The organism is Telluria sp. GW821-FHT07G12 (assembly GCF_059418525.1).
This window is the reverse complement of the sequence record NZ_JBWKQA010000002.1, coordinates 743,534-760,011: the sequence shown is the minus strand read 5'-3', so window position 1 is coordinate 760,011 and position 16,478 is coordinate 743,534. Positions and strand designations below refer to the sequence as shown.

Sequence of the window (16,478 nt, the reverse complement as noted above, 5' to 3'; positions counted from 1 at the left end):
CATTGGGCAAATCCGAATCAACAGGAGAACAAGCATGTCAGGTTACAGCATCAATATCGAAGAAAAAACCCTTGCGGGTAACAACTTCCGCGAAGTCCTCTACACCACGCCGCGCAGCCAGCTGGTCATCATGACCCTGCAGCCCGGCGAAGAAATCGGCATGGAACACCACACCGGCCACGACCAGTTCATCCGCGTCGAAGCCGGCACCGGCGTCGCCATCCTGGACGGCGAAGAGCACAAGCTGGAAGACGGCGTGGCCGTGGTGGTCCCGGCCGGCACCGAGCACAACGTGATCAATACCTCGAAGACCGAGCCGATGCGCCTGTACACGCTGTACACGCCGCCTGAGCACCCGGACGGCATCGTGCACGCGACCAAGGCCGAAGCCGACGAGTACGAGAAACACCACCACGAGGAATGATCCTGACGCCGCCGCGGCTTCAGCCTTTGCAGGCGAAGCCGTAGCGGGTCATTTCGCAGCCGCGCTGCAGGCACTGGCGCTCGTTGTAGCCATGGGCGCGGCATTGCAGCAGGGTTTCTTCGCGGCGCTGGCGGGCCGAGGGTTCGGCGCTTGGCAGGCGGGCGCTGGCCTCCTGCTGGGCCCTGGCCTGCTTGCGGCTCTGGCTGCGGGAGCGCTTCGGCAGCGGCGGCGGCTCGCCGTCGAGTGCGACCGCTTTAACCGTCCGGTCAGTAATAGCCGGCGACGAGGTGTCGATGGTGCTCGCGCTGGAAGCCGTCGCGGGCCCGACTGAACCGCCGACCGCGCTGCTTCCTGTGCCGGCGCCCGACATATCCGGCGCGACGGGCGTCGCGGCAGGCAGCGGTGCAGGCGGCAGCGCCGAAACAGGCGCCAGTATCGCGACCGGCTTGTCGGCATTCGCCACCGGGGCGCTTTTCGGCAGCGCCAGCGGCTCGGGCGCGCGGGCCGACCTCGGCAAACCGGCCTCCGGCGCCGGATTCGTATTCGCCACGACCACCAATGCCCCTTCCACCCGGCTCTGCTCGTACAGCCAGAAGCCGCCGCCCGCCACCAGCGCCAGCAGCACCCCTGCCGCGCCCCAGCTCACGAGGCGGGTCTTCCAGCGCCCGTTCCATTCCGTCCTGTCGTGCGTGGCCGCGTCGCGCGCCAGGCGCTCCGTGAGCCAGTCGGGGTCGCCGCCACCTGCTTGCGCAGCGGGCGGCCACTCGCGCACCGTGGTGTCGGATAAAGGCGGCGTCAGGCCTGCCGCCGTCGGCTGCGGGGCGAATCCGCGGGCCCGGCCGGGTAATGGCGTGGTTTGCTGGTTCCCTTCCGCGGCCTGCGTTGCTTGTGGCGGTGGCGCTGCTTGTGGCGGTGCTTGTGGCGGTGGTGGTGGTTCAGGGGGCGATGGCGAGACAGGCGGCATCGGGTGCGGCGGGAATTGCACCGTTGCGTCTGCATCGACCTGTTTCGGGCGCTGCCACACTGCCGGGCGCGGTCGTGCGGCCGGACCGGCCAGGGGCGCAGCTGCTGGCTCCGGTGCCACGGGTGCGGCAGGTGCTGCCGGCGCCTCCCGCGGTGCGGGCGCAGGAGCTGCACCAGACGCAACCGGCGTAGCCGATGCAGCAGGTGCCGCAGCCTCGGCAGGTACAGCCGGCGACTCCGGCAGCGCAGGCGCACCCGGTGCGGCAGAGGCAGCAGGCGCCGCCGGCGCCTCGGGCCGCGCAGGCGCACCATGCCGCGGCGTACCGGCGTGGTCAGCCCGGCTCTCGTTGAAATCCTGTAGCAGTTGGGTCTTCATGGGCGATCGCGTCGCTTCTGCGTTCCGGCCTCTTAGTTTACCGGATCGCCCATCCTGCCGGAGCGCGCCTGAACGCGCTCCCCTTGCTGCTCAGCGATAAAACTCAGCAGTAAAAACAAGTACTTACAGGGTCACCGACACCTGCATCGCACTCTGGCGCAGCAGTGGCAAGTCCACTTCCAGCAGGCGCCGCTGGGCGTTCCAGCGGTAGGCGAGCGCCTTGCCGCCGACCTGCACGGCGCGTGGCTTGCGCGCGACGTTGTGCACCTTCAGCGCGAAGCTGTGCGACGAGGCGGCATAGCCCGCCCCGGCTTCCGGCGCCAGGCCGATCTCGAGCTTATTGGCGTCGGCACGGCTGCTGAAGCGCACCAGTTCGTACTTGCCGGCCTCATAGGCGTTCGGGGTCTTTCCGTCGTCGTCGTACAGCTGGCCCGTCGACGCGGTCACGCCGGCATCGTGCCAGTAGTGCAGCTCGAGCGCGCGGGTGTTGTAGTCGCGGGTGCTCTGCACCACCTTCGCCATCGGCACGAAGGCGCCGGCGCGCACATAGGCCGGGATATGACCGGCGACCGGCGTGACCACCTCCGTGATGCCGCCGCGGTGCGGCTGGTCGTCGTGGAAGTCGAACCAGACCGTACCCTTGTTCGGGAAGTGGACCTCCTTGCGCGTCGCGCCCGGCTCCACCACCGGCGCCACCAGGAAGCTCGGGCCCCACAGATAGGTCGACGAAATGCCTGCCGCGCCTTCCTCGTCCTGCTCCTCGAACAGCATCGGACGCATCATCGGCATGCCGGTGCGGCTGTTCTCGAAGGCGATCGTGTAGTTATACGGCAGCATCGCGTAACGCAGACGCACCGCCTCGCGCGCCAGCGCCTTGGTCTTCGGTTCGCGGAACACCGGTTCCGCCGCCACGTCCTCCTGCGCGTGCGGACGGAACACCGGCTGGAACACGCCGTATTGCAGCCAGCGCACGTAGAGTTCGTCGTCCAGCACCGGGCCGGCAAAGCCGCCCAGGTCCGAATGCATGTAAGCCTGGCCCTGCATGCCCATCTGCAGCGAGATCTCCATCTGCGATTGCAGCCCGCCCCAGCCGCGGCTGACGTCGCCGGACCAGGGGATCATGCCGAAGCGCTGAGAGCCCGAATAGCCCGAGCGCATCAGGATGAAGGGACGCTCGGCCGGATAGTCGCGCGCGTAGCCCTCGTGGATCAGGCGCGCCCATTCGTGGCCGTAGATGTTGTGGACCTGGTCGGCGCTGCCGATTGCATGCTGGGCCGCGGCCGGATGCATTTCGGGCTCGCCCAGGTCGCCCCACCAGCCGGCCACGCCGCCCGCCTTCAGCTCCTTGTAGATGTTCCAGAACCAGTCGCGCGCCTGCGGCTTGAAGACGTCGACCAGGCCCGTGTTCCCGAAATAGAAATCGAAGGTGAAGGGCTTGCCGTCCTTGTCCGTCGCGAGCACGCCTTTTTGCGACGCTTCGTTCCAGCGCTGCGAGGTAGTGAGTACGAAGGGCTCGGTGATCACCACCGTCTGCACGCCCTTCTGCCTGAAGTCCGCCATCATCTTCTCGGCGTGCGGGAAGCTGTCGCGGTCCCAGGCCAGGTTGCCCATCGTGCCCTTGACGGTCTTGCCGAACCAGTAGAGGTCAAGCACGACGGCGTCCAGCGGGATGCCGTCGGCGATGAACTTGTCGACCACGGCGCGCGTCTCCGCCTCGTCGTGGTAGCCGAAGCGGCTGGCGAAGTTACCGAAGGCCCAGCGCGGCGGCAGCGGCTGGCGGCCGGTCAGGCGCGTGTAGCCATCCATGATCTGGGCCCAGTCGTCGCCCGCCACCACCTGGTAGGTCTTGGGGCCACCGATCGCCTCGAAGCGCAGCGTGCCGTCCTTGCGGCTGTCCAGGTCCAGGTAGCCGGCCTGCGGATTGTCGAAGTGGATCGCATAGCGCTTCGAGGACAGCGCCATCGGGATGCCGTAGCCCATCTGCTCGGCGTGGTTGCCGAAACCGTAGGAGGCTTTGTTATACAGCGGGAAGCGATAGCCGCGGCGGTTCATGCCGACCGCGCGCGAACCCGCGCCATACAGCGCCTCACCGCCGTCGACCGCGAATTCGATCGACTCCAGCTTGTCGCCGCGGCCGTAGCCCAGTTTCTCGGCCACTAGCGGCTTGCCCTTGTAGCTGTAGCCGATGCGGAATGGCGACTTCTCGACGGTGACCGTGATGCCCTCGGTGGCGAGCACGATGCGGTTCGCGTCTTCCTTGATTTGCGTGCTCACCTGGGCGGGCTGCAAGACCACGGCATGCGAGGCGGCCTGCGGCTTGCCTTCCTCGTTCGACGGCACGAAGCTGGTCTCGACGATGTTGGGGGCGTAGGGTTTGATCAGGTAGCGGCCGTCGCTGGTGGCGATCTCGAAGCCGCTGCCGGCTTGCTTGAAACCGAGGAAATGGCGGTCGGCGTTCTGGGCGTGGGCGAGCGGGCTGGCGGCCAGCGCGGCGAAAGCGGCGGCCAGGGCGGCCTTGAGGCGGGTGTGTTTCATGGTCTCGGAATGATGGTCATGGTTCTTCCGAGAGCATGCCAGAATTTACATGGATGAGGTAGTAAATTTACAGCCGCAAACACGTCGACGAGCTGGAGTAGCCATCCAGGTATAGTCAACGCCAAGTAGTTTGACTACTGCCGAGCCCAGCGTGCGGCGGCGAGGGCTTGACTCTGCCACAATACTGACAAATCGACATCGGGAGCCTCCATGCGCATCGCCACCTTCAACGTCAACGGCATCAACAGCCGCCTGCCCGCCCTGATCCAATGGCTGGAAGAGACGCAGCCGGACGTCGCCTGCCTGCAGGAGCTCAAAGCCCCGCAGGAGAAATTCCCCGAGATGGAGATCCGCGCCGCCGGCTACCACCCGATCTGGCACGGCCAGAAAAGCTGGAACGGCGTCGCCATCCTGGCGCGCGACGCGGAGCCGCAGGAAGTCGGGCGCGGACTGCCCGGCGATCCGGACGACGAGCAAAGCCGCTACATCGAGGCGGCGGCGAACGGCATCCTGGTCTGCTGCCTGTATCTCCCGAACGGCAACCCGGCGCCCGGCCCCAAGTTCGACTACAAGCTGCGCTGGTTCGAGCGCCTGCACAAGCGCGCCCAGGAACTGATCGATACCGGCGCGCCGGTCGTCATGTGCGGCGACTACAACGTGATGCCGACCGAGCTCGATGTCTACAAGCCCGAGCGCTGGCTCGACGACGCCCTGTTCCGCCCAGAGACCCGTGCCGCCTACCGCAAGCTGCTCGACCAGGGCTGGACCGACGCGCTGCGCGAAACCCATCCGGATGAAGTCATCTACACCTTCTGGGACTACATGCGCGACGCCTACGGCCGCAACGCCGGCCTGCGCATCGACCACCTGCTATTGAGTCCATCGCTGGCGCCGAAGCTGAAGGCCGCCGGCGTCGACCGCGAGGTGCGCGGCCGAGAGAAGCCGAGCGACCATGCGCCGACCTGGGTGGAGCTGGACTGGCCGTAAGCAGCCCGCTCAGGCAAGCGCCGGCCTGGCCTCCACCATCACCAGGCGCATCGCGCTGTCCGTCACGTTGTCGATATCCGGCGTGTAGCCGTCCTCGATCCAGCGCAGCGCGATGTGAATCACGCCGCCCACCACCCCCGCCTGCAGCAGCGTATCGGCAACGCCGGCTTCGGGTCCGGCGATGCGCGCGACTTCTTCGCCAATCGCGCGCAGCGAGGCATCGAAGGCCTTGTCGACGGCGCGGCTGACGCCCCGGATCTCGACCAGGAACACGCGCGCCGAACGCGGGTCGCGCTGCAGGGCCGAGAAGTAGGCGCGCAGCATTGCGCGCGCCCGCTCGGCGCGGGTGGCGCCGGCCGCGGCGCCGGACTCGCGGATCTCGCGGAACACGGAATAGGTCACCGCATTGTACGAAGCGATCAGCAGGTCCTCGCTGTTGGCGAAGGATTCGTAGAAATAGCGTTCGGTGAGGCCGGCCGCTTCGCAGACCGCCTTGACGGTGGCCTGGCGATAGCCGCGCTCTCCATACACCTGGATGGCGGCGGCGATCAGTTGGCTGCGCCGCTGCGCGCGGCGTTCGTCTTGCGACACGCCCCGGTAGGGACGCGCTGAAGGAGTTTCTCGAGACATCCCTCTATTTTGCCACGGAATGTTGTCAGAACAAATGTGACAATGTACAGTGTCACTATAAAGAACCAGAACAAAGAGACAACATGCACTCTCCTTCGACTCATCGGGACGAGCTGCTGGACGTGCTGATCGTCGGCGCCGGCCTGTCCGGCATCGGCGCGGCCTGGTACCTCCAGCAGCGCTGTCCGGACAAGCGTTACGCCATCCTCGAGGCGCGCGACGCCATCGGCGGCACCTGGGACCTGTTCCGCTATCCCGGCGTCCGCTCCGACTCCGACATGTACACCCTGGGCTACGCCTTCCAGCCCTGGACCGCCGGCAAGGCCATCGCCGACGGGCCCTCGATCCGCAACTACATCCGCGACACCGCCGCGAACAACGGCATCGACCGGCACATCCGCTTCAGGCACAAGGTGACCGGCGCATCGTGGTCGAGCGAGGACGCCTGCTGGACCATCCGCGCCGATCACGACGGCGTCCCGGTCTCGATCCGCACCCGCTTCCTGTACATGTGCAGCGGCTATTACAGCTACGAGGAAGCCTACCGCCCGCACTTCGAAGGCGAGGACGAGTACCTCGGCAAGATCGTGCAGCCGCAGTTCTGGCCGCAGGACCTCGACTACCGGCGCAAACAGGTGGTGGTGGTCGGCAGCGGCGCCACCGCAGTGACCCTGGTGCCGGCGATGGCCGAGAAGGCAGCCCACGTCACCATGCTGCAGCGCTCCCCCACCTACGTCGTCACCCGGCCGTCCGAATATGGCTTCGCCCGCAAGTTCCGCAGCTGGCTGCCTGAGAAGGCCGCCTACTGGGCCACGCGCTGGCGCGTGATCTTCGAGAGCATGCTGCTGTACCGCGTGGCGCGCAGCAAGCCGGAGCTGGCCAAGCAGAAGATCGTGGCGATGGCGCGGCACCAGCTGGGCAAGGACTTCGACGTCGACACCCACTTCACGCCCGACTACAAGCCCTGGGACCAGCGCGTCTGCGTGGTCCCGGACGGCGACATGTTCAAGGCCATCCGCAAGGGCTGGGCATCGGTGGTGACCGACCACATCGAGCGCTTCACCGAGACCGGCGTGCTGCTCAGGTCCGGCAAGGAGTTGACTGCGGACGTGGTGGTGCTGGCGACCGGCCTGAAGATCAAGATCCTCGGTGGCATCGCCGTCACCGTGGACGGCAAGCCTTTCCACGCCAGCGAATCGATGTCCTACAAGGGCATGATGCTGAGCGAGCTGCCGAATTGCGTGATGACCTTCGGCTACACCAACGCGTCCTGGACCCTGAAGGCCGACCTCACCGCGGCCTATGTGTGCCGGCTGCTGCGCTACATGGACCGCAAGGGCATCGCGATCGCCGTCCCGCGCCGCGAAGCCGGCGTCGAACCCGAGCCCTTCCTGAATTTCACCTCCGGCTATGTGCAGCGCGCCAAGGGCGAACTGCCGCAGCAGGGTTCGCGCAAACCGTGGCAGGTCTACCAGAACTACCTGCAGGACATGATCACCATCCGCTACGGCCGCATCGCCGACGGCGTCATGCACTTCGGTGCGAAAGGAGCCATGCCTTGAAGCTCAGTAATCGCGTCGCCGTCATCACCGGCGCCGGCAGCGGCATTGGCCGCGCCACCGCACTCGCCATGGCCCGCCGCGGCTGCCACCTGGCGCTGGCCGACATCAACGAAGCCGGCGCGCAGGAGACCGCGCGCGCGGCCCAGGCCCTGGGCGTGCGCGCCACCGCCCACCGCTTGGATGTGGCGGACCGCGCCGCCGTCGCCGCCTTTCCGGACGAAGTGAGGCAGGGACACGACCGGGTCGACATCCTGATGAACAATGCCGGCGTGGCCGTGGGCGGCACCTTCGAGCAGGTCAGCGCGGACGACTTCGACTGGCTGATGGAGATCAACTTCCACGGTGTGGTGCGCATGACCCGCGCCTTCCTGCCGCTGCTGCACGGCTCGGATGAGGCCCGCATCGTCAACGTCTCCAGCATCTTCGGCATCATTACACCGCCGGGTCAGGCCGCCTACTCGGCCAGCAAGTTCGCGGTGCGCGGCTTTTCGAACGTGCTGCGGCTCGAGCTCGAAGGCAGCACGGTCGGGGTCTCCGTGGTGCATCCGGGCGGCGTCGCCACATCGATCGCGCAGAATGCCCGCGTGCCGACCGGCGCACACAGCGACGAGATCGCGCGCGGCCGCAAGGCCATGCAAAAGATGCTGCGCATGCCGGCCGAACAGGCCGGCGAGATCATCGTGCGCGGCATCGAGAAGCGTAAGGCCCGCATCCTCGTGGGCAGCGACTCCAAGGCCGCCGCGCTGCTGGAGCGCCTCGCCCCCGTCGGTTACTGGAACCTCCTGAAGAAAGCGATGAAGCGATGACCACCCTTCTTACCGTGTTCGGCATTCTGCTTGGCGTGCTGGTGCTGCTCGGCGCCATCCTCGTCCTGTTCACCACCTGGACCGCGCGCAAAGTGGAGAGCGCGCTGCCGCCGAAGGGACGTTTCATCGAGGTCCCGGGCGCGCGCCTGCACGTGCGCGAGTTCGGCGAAGCCGACGGTGAGCGCCCGCCCATCGTGATGATCCATGGCCTCGCCGGCCAGCTCTCGCACTACACCTACGGCGTGGCCGGCAAGCTGTCCGCGCGCCATCGCGTGGTCGTGGTCGACCGCCCGGGTTCGGGCTATTCGACCCGCGCGCCGGAAACCTCCGCCGACCTGTCCACGCAAGCCGCGGCAATCGCGGCCCTGATCCGCAGCCTGGGCGCTGGCCCGGCCTTCGTGGTCGGCCATTCGCTGGGCGGCGCGGTGGCGCTGACCCTGGCGCTGGAGCATCCGCAGCAGGTGGCCGGCCTGGGCCTGCTGGCGCCGCTCACGCACATCCGCGAGGACGTGCCGCCGGTCTTCAAGGGCCTGACCATCGAGTCGCCCTTCGTGCGCAAGCTGGTCGCGTGGACGCTGGCGATTCCCGCTTCGATCAAGAACAGCGCTCCGACCCTGGAAGTCGTGTTCGGGCCGGAAGCTGTGCCCAAGGATTTCGCCACCAAAGGCGGCGGTTTGCTGAGCCTGCGCCCTTCGGCTTTCCTGTCGGCCTCCAGCGACCTGCAGGCGCTACCGGAGCGGCTGCCGCTGGTGCAGGCGCGCTACGGCGAGCTGCGCGTGCCGGTGAGCGTGTTGTACGGGAAGGATGACCGGATTCTCGACTGGAAGGCGAATGGCCAGGCGCTGGTCGACAAGGTGCCGGGTGCGCGCCTGGAGCTGATCGAGGGCGGGCATATGCTGCCGGTGACCCAGGTGGACAAGACCGCTGAATTCATCGAGACTGCGATCCTTGGCCTGTCGACGATCAGCACGAAAGACGCTGCGGCTGGATGATGCCGGCCAGCGCCGTCAAGTCGTAGGGCTTGCGCAGCACCACCGCATCCGGCCAGTTGTTCACCTCGCCCTTGCCGGTCGCGAACACGATCCGGATCCCGGGCGCCAGCACGCGCGCCTCGGCGGCCAGCATGTCGCCGGACATGCCGGGCAGCTGCACGTCGGTGATGAGCAGGTCGGATTCGCCGGAGATCAGTCCGAGCGCCTCTTCCGCCGTGCCGGCCGAACGCACCTCGTGGCCCAGATGGACCAGCAGGGCCTCGGTGGCGTCGCGGATCTCCTCTTCATCTTCCACCAGCACGATGCGCAGCGAGGCGCGCGCATCGCCTTCGTCCGCGCGCGGATGGATCACGGCCGGTTCGCCCAGCGTGCGGCTGCGCTGGTTGGCCAGCACCTGGCGGATGCGGCGCGCCAGGCTTTCGCGCGTATAGGGCTTGCCCAGCAGTTCGACGCCGGGGTCGAGGCGGCCACCGTGCACGATCGCGTTCTCGGTATAGCCCGAGGTGAACAGCACCGCCAGCTTGGGCAGGCGCTCACGCGCCATGCGCGCCAGTTCCGGGCTACGCAAGGTGCCGGGCATGACGACATCGGTGAACAGCACGTCGATCGGCACGCCGGACTCCACCACCGCCAGCGCGCTGGCGGCATCGGCCGCCTTCAGCACCCGGTAGCCGAGGTCGGTCAGCATCTCGACCACCGTGGTGCGCACCGCTTCGTCGTCCTCGGCCACCAGGATGGTCTCGGTGCCGCCCACCGCCGGCGCGGGCTCGACCACCGGCGCCATCGCGTCCTCCGCCGCCAGGGTGCGCGGCAGGTAGATCTTGACGGTGGTGCCCTGCCCCGGTTCGCTGTAGATCTTCACGTGGCCGCCCGACTGCTTGACGAAGCCGTACACCATCGACAGGCCCAGGCCCGTCCCCTTGCCCTCGTCCTTGGTCGAGAAGAAGGGTTCGAAGGCCTGGCGCAGCACGTCCGCCGTCATGCCGGCGCCGGTATCGGTCACGCCGATCATCACGTACTGGCCCGCCGCCACCTCCGCATGGTTACGGCAGTACAGGTCGTCCAGCACCGCGTTGTTCGCTTCGATGGTGAGCCGGCCGGCGCCGCCCATCGCGTCGCGCGCATTGATCGCCAGGTTCAGCACCGCGTTCTCGACCTGGGCGACGTCGACGGCGGTATTCCACAGGCCGCCAGAGATCACCAGTTCGACTTCGATCTCTTCGCCCAGCGCGCGGCGCAGCATGTCTTCCATGCCCATCACGACACGGCTGACTTTTACGACGCGCGGCTCCAGCGGCTGGCGGCGCCCGAAGGCCAGCAGGTAGCTGGCCAGCTTGGCGCCCTTCTCGACCGCCGAGCGGGCATTGCCTATCCAGCGCTGCACCTCGGCGCCTTCGCAATGCACTTCCAGTAGCTGCAGGTTGCCGGAGATAATCTGCAGCAGGTTGTTGAAGTCGTGGGCGACGCCGCCGGTCAGTTTGCCGATGGTCTCCATCTTCTGCGACTGCTGCAGCGCCAGCTCGGTGCGGCGGATCTGCTCGGCCTGTTCGCGGTCGGCGGTGATGTCGCGCCCGATCGCGTGGATGAAGGCGGCGTCCGGTGCGGCCGACCAGGACAACAGGCACCAGCTGCCATCCTTGCGGCGGTAGCGGTTCTCGAACTTGTAGACGTAGTGGCCGGCGCCCAGCGATTCCATCTGCGCCATCGTGGCGGCATGGTCGTCCGGGTGCACCAGGTCGAGGATGTTGCGGCCGACGACGTCGGCATCGCCCCAGCCCAGCAGCGAGCCGAAGGCCGGGCTGACCGCTTCGATGCGGCCGTCGAAACCGGCCACCAGCATCACGTCCTTCGACAGGCGCCACATGCGGTCGCGCTCCGCGGTGCGCTGCGCGACAGTCTGTTCCAGGCTGGCGTTCAGCTGCTCGAGCCTCCGCTCGCTTTGCTTGCGGTCTTCGATATCGGTATTCGTGCCGACCCAGGCGCTGACTTCGCCGTCGTCGCCGCGCAGCGGCACTGCGCGGCACAGGTGCCAGCGGTAGTTGCCGTCATGCGCGCGCAGGCGCATCTCCGCTTCGTAGGTGGCGCCGGATGCCACTGCGATCGCCCAGCGCGTGCTCACCTGCGCCAGGTCGTCCGGATGCACGATGGCGGTCCAGCCGGTGCCGCCCAGTTCTTCCAGGCCCAGGCCGCTGTAGGCATAGGCGCAGTCGTTGAACCAGTCGTTCTTGCCGTCGGCGGTGGCGCTCCACACGTGATGCGGGATCGCCTGGGCGAAGCTGTGGAAACGCGCCTCGCTGGCGCGTTGCGCCTGCTCCGCCAGCACCCGCTCGGTGACGTCGTGGCCCTGTACGAACACGCCGGTGACGCCGCCGTCCTCGCCGCGCATCGGCTGGCAGACGAAGTCGACGTAATACAGGCGGCGCTGGTTGCCGCCTTCGGACAGCCACAAGGGCGCCGAGGTGGCGGCACACGGTTCGCCGCTGCGGTACACCTTGTCGAGCAAGGCGACGAAGCCCTGCGGCACGGTCTCCGGCAGCGCCTCGCGCAACGGCCGGCCGATCACCGGGCGTTCGCCGATCAGGGTGCTGTAGGCGGTATTCACCAACGCGAACACGTGCTCCGGCCCGGTCAGCTGGGCGACAAAGCCCGGCGCCTGCTGGAAGATGGCGCGCAGGCGGCTGTGTTCGACGTCCAGTCCGGCCTCGGCCCTGACCTTGGCGGTGCTCTCCACCACCACCGCCATCACGCCGAGCACCGTGCCGTCTTCGTCGGCGACCGGCGAATAATCGAGGTCGAACCAGCACTGGGCCGGTTTGCCGTCGCGCTCCAGCGTCATCGGCTGCTCGCGGTAGGACAGCGTGTCGCCGCCCAGCACCACCTTCAGCACATTCGCATTGAAGGCGGCAGCTTCGGGCCAGGCCTCGCACACCGGGGTGCCCAGCATGGCCGGATGGCGCGAGGCGGCAATTGCGGCATACCCGGCGTTATAGATCATGATGCCCTCGCGGCCCCACAGGGTTGCGATCGGCGCCGGCGAGCGCAGCACCAGTTCGATGGTGGTGCGCATGGCGGCCGGCCAGCCGCCGATCGGTCCGAGGCTGGTGGCAGTCCAATCGTGCTCGTCGATCAGTTTCCCGAGGAGTCCACCGCCACTGCAAAAGGTCCTTGCCGGGGCCGCATCGCGCATCGCCATCTTGTCAATATGCCTACTATTTCTGTGAAGTGCGCAATTGTAAAGGGTTTAAAGATTCGAGGAAACACGATTAGAAACGGACCTCCGCCCGGGCGCGCACGCTTGCCGCAGTCGGCACGGCTTCGCTGCGGCGCATGCTAGTGTCTTGTCCTGTACCTGCGGGGCAGCGGCATCCTTACAGCCGCTTCACTTGCTGCAGGGCAGCAGAAAAATATTCCCGCAAAACATGCGTGTGCGGCCTTACGGCCATTAATATGTTTTCTGCTGCACACACCTTTACCGAGGGAAAATGAACTATGAGCCAGAGTCAACCTCTGTCGCTGCATGTCCCGGAGCCTACCGGCCGGCCGGGTTGCAAGACTGATTTTTCGTACCTAGGCGTGAACCCGGCCGGCACCGTGCCGCGCCCGCCCGTCGATGTCCGCTACCAGGACACCGCGGAGATCGCCTCCAGCCTGATCCGCGTCCTGGACGACAACGACGATGCCGTCGGCCCCTGGGCTCCGGAACTGGACAAGGAAACCCTCCTGTCCGGCCTGCGCACGATGATGAAGACCCGCATCTTCGACGCCCGCATGGTCATCGGCCAGCGCCAGAAGAAGATGTCCTTCTACATGACTTCGCTCGGCGAGGAAGCCATCGGCAGCGCCCACGCGCTGGCCCTGAAGGACGGCGACATGTGCTTCCCGACCTATCGCCAGCAGAGCCTGCTGATGGCGCGCCAGTATCCACTGGTCGAGATGGTCTGCCAGCTGCTGTCCAACGAGCGCGACCCGCTGAAGGGACGCCAGCTACCCGTGATGTACTCGTCCAAGAAGGACGGCTTCTTCACGATCTCCGGCAACCTCGCCACCCAGATCCCGCAAGCGGTCGGCTGGGCCATGGCCTCGGCCATCAAGGGCGACACGAAAATCGCCTCCGGCTGGATCGGCGACGGCGCCACCGCCGAGAGCGACTTCCACACCGGCCTCACCTTCGCCCACGTCTACCGCGCCCCGGTGATCCTGAATGTGGTCAATAACCAGTGGGCAATCTCGAGCTTCCAGGCCATCGCCGGCGGCGAGAGCGTGACCTTCGCCGCGCGTGGCGTCGGCGCCGGCATCGCGTCGCTGCGCGTGGACGGCAACGACTTCCTGGCGGTCTACGCGGCTTCCTGCTGGGCGGCCGAGCGCGCCCGCGGCAACCTGGGCCCGACCCTGATCGAATGGGTGACCTACCGCGCAGGCCCGCACTCGACCTCCGACGACCCAGCGCGCTACCGCCCGGCCGACGAATGGACCTACTTCCCGCTGGGCGACCCGATCGCCCGCCTGCGGCGCCACCTTGTAAAAAAAGGCTGGTGGTCCGACGCCGAGCAGGATGCGCTGCAGGCCGAGCTGGAAGCCGAAGTCCTGGCCGCGCAAAAGGAAGCCGAGCAATTTGGCACGCTGATCGATGGCCGGGTGCCGAGCGCCGCATCGATGTTCGAGGACGTCTATAAAGAGATGCCCGAACACCTGCGCCGCCAACGCCAACAACTGGGGGTGTGACGTGATGCGAGATATTGAGAAAACATCCGTCGGCGTCGACGACGCCACGGAGGAAAAGACCACGCCGATGACCATGATCCAGGCCCTGCGCTCGGCCATGGACGTGATGATGGAACGCGACGACAACGTGGTCGTCTACGGCCAGGACGTCGGCTATTTCGGCGGCGTGTTCCGCGTCACCGACGGCCTGCAGGCCAAGTACGGCAAGCACCGCGCCTTCGACGCCCCGATTTCCGAGGGCGGCATCGTCGGCACCGCGGTCGGCATGGCCGCCTATGGCCTGCGCCCGGTGGTCGAGATCCAGTTCGCCGACTATTTTTACCCGGCCACCGACCAGATCGTCTCCGAGGCGGCGCGCCTGCGCTACCGCTCGGCCGGCGACTTTACGTCTCCGCTGACCATCCGCATGCCCTGCGGCGGCGGCATCTACGGCGGTCAGACCCACAGCCAGAGCCCGGAAGCCTTCTTCACCCACGTCTGCGGCCTGCGCACCGTGATGCCGTCCAATCCCTACGATGCGAAAGGCTTGCTGATCGCCTCGATCGAGAACGACGATCCGGTCATCTTCCTGGAGCCGAAGCGCCTGTACAACGGCCCCTTCGACGGCCACCACGACCGCCCGGTCACGCCCTGGTCCAAGCACGAGCTGGGCAAGGTGCCGGAGGGCTATTACACGGTGCCGCTGGACAAGGCGGCGATCTTCCGCCCGGGCGCAGACCTGACCGTGCTGACCTACGGCACCATGGTCTGGGTCTCGGAAGCGGCGGCCAACGAGACCGGCATCGACGCCGAAATCATCGACCTGCGCACCCTGTGGCCGCTGGACCTGGACACCATCGTCGAGTCGGTCAAGAAGACCGGCCGCTGCGTGGTCGTCCATGAAGCCACCAAGACCAGCGGCTTCGGCGCCGAACTGGCCTCGCTGGTGCAGGAACATTGCTTCTACCACCTTGAAGCGCCGATCGAGCGCGTGACCGGCTGGGACACGCCCTACCCGCATGCGCAGGAATGGGCTTATTTCCCGGGACCGGACCGCGTCGGCGCGGCGTTCAAACGAGCGATGGAGGCATAAAGGTGGGTATTCACGTCATCAAGATGCCCGATGTGGGCGAGGGTATTGCAGAATGCGAAGTGGTGGCCTGGCGGGTGCAGCCCGGCGACGCGGTCACGGAAGACCAGATCCTGGCGGACGTCATGACCGACAAGGCGACGGTCGAGATTCCGTCGCCGGTGCACGGCACCGTCGTGGCCCTGGGCGGCAAGGTCGGCGAATCGCTGCCGGTGGGCGGCGAATTGATCCGCCTCGAAATCGAGGGCGCCGGCAATTTGAAAGCCGAGGCTGCGAAGCCGGCCGCTGCCGCTGCCGCTGCCGCTGCGCCCGCCGCGGCGCCGGCTGCGGACGAACCGGCCGAGGTGCCGCACGGCTTCGTACCGGAGCCGCAACGGATGGCGGCGGCTGCGGCCAGCGTGTCCGGCCCGGCGGCATCGGCGTCGCGCGCACCGGCGGCTACACCGGCTGCACGTGCTGCGGGCTCTGCGCCTCAGGGAAACGGCGCCGCCTCGCGCGCGCTTTTCCGTGATCCGAACGAAAAACCCCTGGCCGCACCGGCCGTGCGCAAGCGCGCCTGGGATATGGGCATCGAGCTGCAGTACGTGGCCGGCAGCGGCCCGGCCGGCCAGATCACTCACGCCGACCTCGACGCCTACGTGTCGGGCCGCCAGCGCGGGCATTCGGCGCAAGGCGGCGGTGATAATCGCTATGCCGAGCTGCATGGCGAAGAAGCGGTGCCGCTGATCGGCTTGCGCCGCAAGATCGCCGAGAAGATGCAGATGTCCAAGCGGCAGATCCCGCACTTCACCTACGTCGAGGAAGTCGACGTCACCGAACTGGAAGCCCTGCGCGCCCAGCTCAACGACCGCTACGGCAAGGAACGCGGCAAGCTGACCCTGCTGCCGCTGCTGATGCGCGCCGTGGTGCTGGCAATCCGCAAATTCCCCGAGGTCAACGCCCGCTTCGACGACCACGCCGGCATCGTCACCCGCTACCAGCCGGTCCACCTCGGCATCGCCACCCAGACCGACGCCGGCCTGATGGTGCCCGTGATCCGCAACGCCGAGGCCCGCGATCCGTGGTCCAGCGCAAAGGAAATCCTGCGCCTGGCGGAAGCCGCGCGCACCGGCAAGGCGGCGCGCGACGAGTTGTCCGGCTCGACCATCACCATCACCAGCCTGGGTCCGCTGGGCGGCATCGTCTCCACCCCGGTGATCAACCATCCGGAAGTGGCCATCGTCGGCGTCAACCGCATCCTCGACCGGCCGGTGGTAAAGAACGGCGGCCTGTTGCCGCGCAAGCTGATGAATCTGTCCTCGTCCTTCGACCATCGCGTGATCGACGGCATGGTGGCGGCCGAGTTCATCCAGACCGTCCGCGGCTACCTCGAATCGCCAGCCACGCTGTTCGTCGAATAAAGGACAAGCAAG

12 protein-coding genes are annotated in these 16,478 nt (G+C 67.2%); 8 read left to right on the top strand and 4 right to left on the bottom strand.

Features of this window, described 5'->3' with window-relative positions; all coding sequences use genetic code 11:
* Positions 1-34 precede the first annotated feature (34 nt).
* Positions 35-424, top strand: a complete 390-nt coding sequence (locus AC07PE_RS11425; protein WP_498764314.1) for a cupin domain-containing protein — start codon at positions 35-37, stop codon at positions 422-424.
* Positions 425-443: 19 nt separating this feature from the next.
* Here AC07PE_RS11425 and AC07PE_RS11420 read toward each other — a convergent pair whose 3' ends face one another.
* Positions 444-1,196 carry a hypothetical protein gene (locus AC07PE_RS11420; RefSeq protein WP_498764312.1) on the bottom strand — a complete coding sequence of 251 codons (753 nt, stop codon included), beginning with the start codon at positions 1,194-1,196 and terminating at the stop codon, positions 444-446.
* Positions 1,197-1,886: 690 nt separating this feature from the next.
* Positions 1,887-4,298: a glycoside hydrolase family 31 protein gene (locus AC07PE_RS11415; RefSeq protein ID WP_498764310.1), complete on the bottom strand. Its 2,412-nt coding sequence runs from the start codon at positions 4,296-4,298 to the stop codon at positions 1,887-1,889.
* Positions 4,299-4,508: 210 nt separating this feature from the next.
* Here AC07PE_RS11415 and xth point away from each other — a divergent pair, with 210 nt between their 5' ends.
* Complete coding sequence (xth, locus tag AC07PE_RS11410) at positions 4,509-5,285, top strand: exodeoxyribonuclease III (protein WP_498764308.1); 777 nt, start codon at positions 4,509-4,511, stop codon at positions 5,283-5,285.
* A 9-nt stretch (positions 5,286-5,294) separates the two neighbouring features.
* On the opposite strand, the gene AC07PE_RS11405 is transcribed toward xth, so the two are convergent.
* Positions 5,295-5,915 carry a TetR/AcrR family transcriptional regulator gene (locus AC07PE_RS11405; RefSeq protein WP_498764306.1) on the bottom strand — a complete coding sequence of 207 codons (621 nt, stop codon included), beginning with the start codon at positions 5,913-5,915 and terminating at the stop codon, positions 5,295-5,297.
* Positions 5,916-5,998: 83 nt separating this feature from the next.
* Here AC07PE_RS11405 and AC07PE_RS11400 point away from each other — a divergent pair, with 83 nt between their 5' ends.
* From AC07PE_RS11400 to AC07PE_RS11390, 3 genes are read left to right on the top strand one after another with little or no spacing between them, the layout of a single operon-like run.
* On the top strand, positions 5,999-7,477 hold the full coding sequence (locus AC07PE_RS11400; protein WP_498764304.1) for a flavin-containing monooxygenase: 1,479 nt from the start codon (positions 5,999-6,001) through the stop codon (positions 7,475-7,477).
* Entirely contained in the window at positions 7,474-8,283 is an 810-nt protein-coding gene (locus tag AC07PE_RS11395) for an SDR family NAD(P)-dependent oxidoreductase (protein ID WP_498764302.1), read from the top strand. Before AC07PE_RS11400 ends, AC07PE_RS11395 begins: the two co-directional genes overlap by 4 nt.
* On the top strand, positions 8,280-9,275 hold the full coding sequence (locus tag AC07PE_RS11390; RefSeq protein WP_498764300.1) for an alpha/beta fold hydrolase: 996 nt from the start codon (positions 8,280-8,282) through the stop codon (positions 9,273-9,275). The genes AC07PE_RS11395 and AC07PE_RS11390 overlap by 4 nt, the downstream gene beginning before the upstream one ends.
* On the opposite strand, the gene AC07PE_RS11385 is transcribed toward AC07PE_RS11390, so the two are convergent.
* Positions 9,247-12,468, bottom strand: a complete 3,222-nt coding sequence (locus tag AC07PE_RS11385; protein WP_498764299.1) for a hybrid sensor histidine kinase/response regulator — start codon at positions 12,466-12,468, stop codon at positions 9,247-9,249. The genes AC07PE_RS11390 and AC07PE_RS11385 overlap by 29 nt on opposite strands.
* 296 nt (positions 12,469-12,764) lie before the next feature.
* Here AC07PE_RS11385 and AC07PE_RS11380 point away from each other — a divergent pair, with 296 nt between their 5' ends.
* The 3 genes from AC07PE_RS11380 to AC07PE_RS11370 all read left to right on the top strand — a co-directional run bounded on the left by AC07PE_RS11380 (position 12,765) and on the right by AC07PE_RS11370 (position 16,466).
* A complete protein-coding gene (locus tag AC07PE_RS11380) occupies positions 12,765-13,997 on the top strand; it encodes a 3-methyl-2-oxobutanoate dehydrogenase (2-methylpropanoyl-transferring) subunit alpha (protein WP_498764298.1) in 1,233 nt (410 codons plus the stop codon).
* A 67-nt stretch (positions 13,998-14,064) separates the two neighbouring features.
* Entirely contained in the window at positions 14,065-15,069 is a 1,005-nt protein-coding gene (locus AC07PE_RS11375) for an alpha-ketoacid dehydrogenase subunit beta (RefSeq protein ID WP_498764768.1), read from the top strand.
* A 2-nt stretch (positions 15,070-15,071) separates the two neighbouring features.
* Complete coding sequence (locus AC07PE_RS11370; RefSeq protein WP_498764297.1) at positions 15,072-16,466, top strand: dihydrolipoamide acetyltransferase family protein; 1,395 nt, start codon at positions 15,072-15,074, stop codon at positions 16,464-16,466.
* The last annotated feature ends 12 nt before the right edge of the window (positions 16,467-16,478 follow it).

Coding starts and splice junctions, on each gene's coding strand:
- AC07PE_RS11425 (WP_498764314.1), top strand. CDS start 35: ATGTCAGGTTACAGCATCAATATCGAAGAAAAAACCCTTGCGGGTAAC.
- AC07PE_RS11415 (WP_498764310.1), bottom strand. CDS start 4,298: ATGAAACACACCCGCCTCAAGGCCGCCCTGGCCGCCGCTTTCGCCGCG.
- xth (WP_498764308.1), top strand. CDS start 4,509: ATGCGCATCGCCACCTTCAACGTCAACGGCATCAACAGCCGCCTGCCC.
- AC07PE_RS11405 (WP_498764306.1), bottom strand. CDS start 5,915: ATGTCTCGAGAAACTCCTTCAGCGCGTCCCTACCGGGGCGTGTCGCAA.
- AC07PE_RS11400 (WP_498764304.1), top strand. CDS start 5,999: ATGCACTCTCCTTCGACTCATCGGGACGAGCTGCTGGACGTGCTGATC.
- AC07PE_RS11390 (WP_498764300.1), top strand. CDS start 8,280: ATGACCACCCTTCTTACCGTGTTCGGCATTCTGCTTGGCGTGCTGGTG.
- AC07PE_RS11385 (WP_498764299.1), bottom strand. CDS start 12,468: ATGGCGATGCGCGATGCGGCCCCGGCAAGGACCTTTTGCAGTGGCGGT.
- AC07PE_RS11380 (WP_498764298.1), top strand. CDS start 12,765: ATGAGCCAGAGTCAACCTCTGTCGCTGCATGTCCCGGAGCCTACCGGC.
- AC07PE_RS11375 (WP_498764768.1), top strand. CDS start 14,065: ATGACCATGATCCAGGCCCTGCGCTCGGCCATGGACGTGATGATGGAA.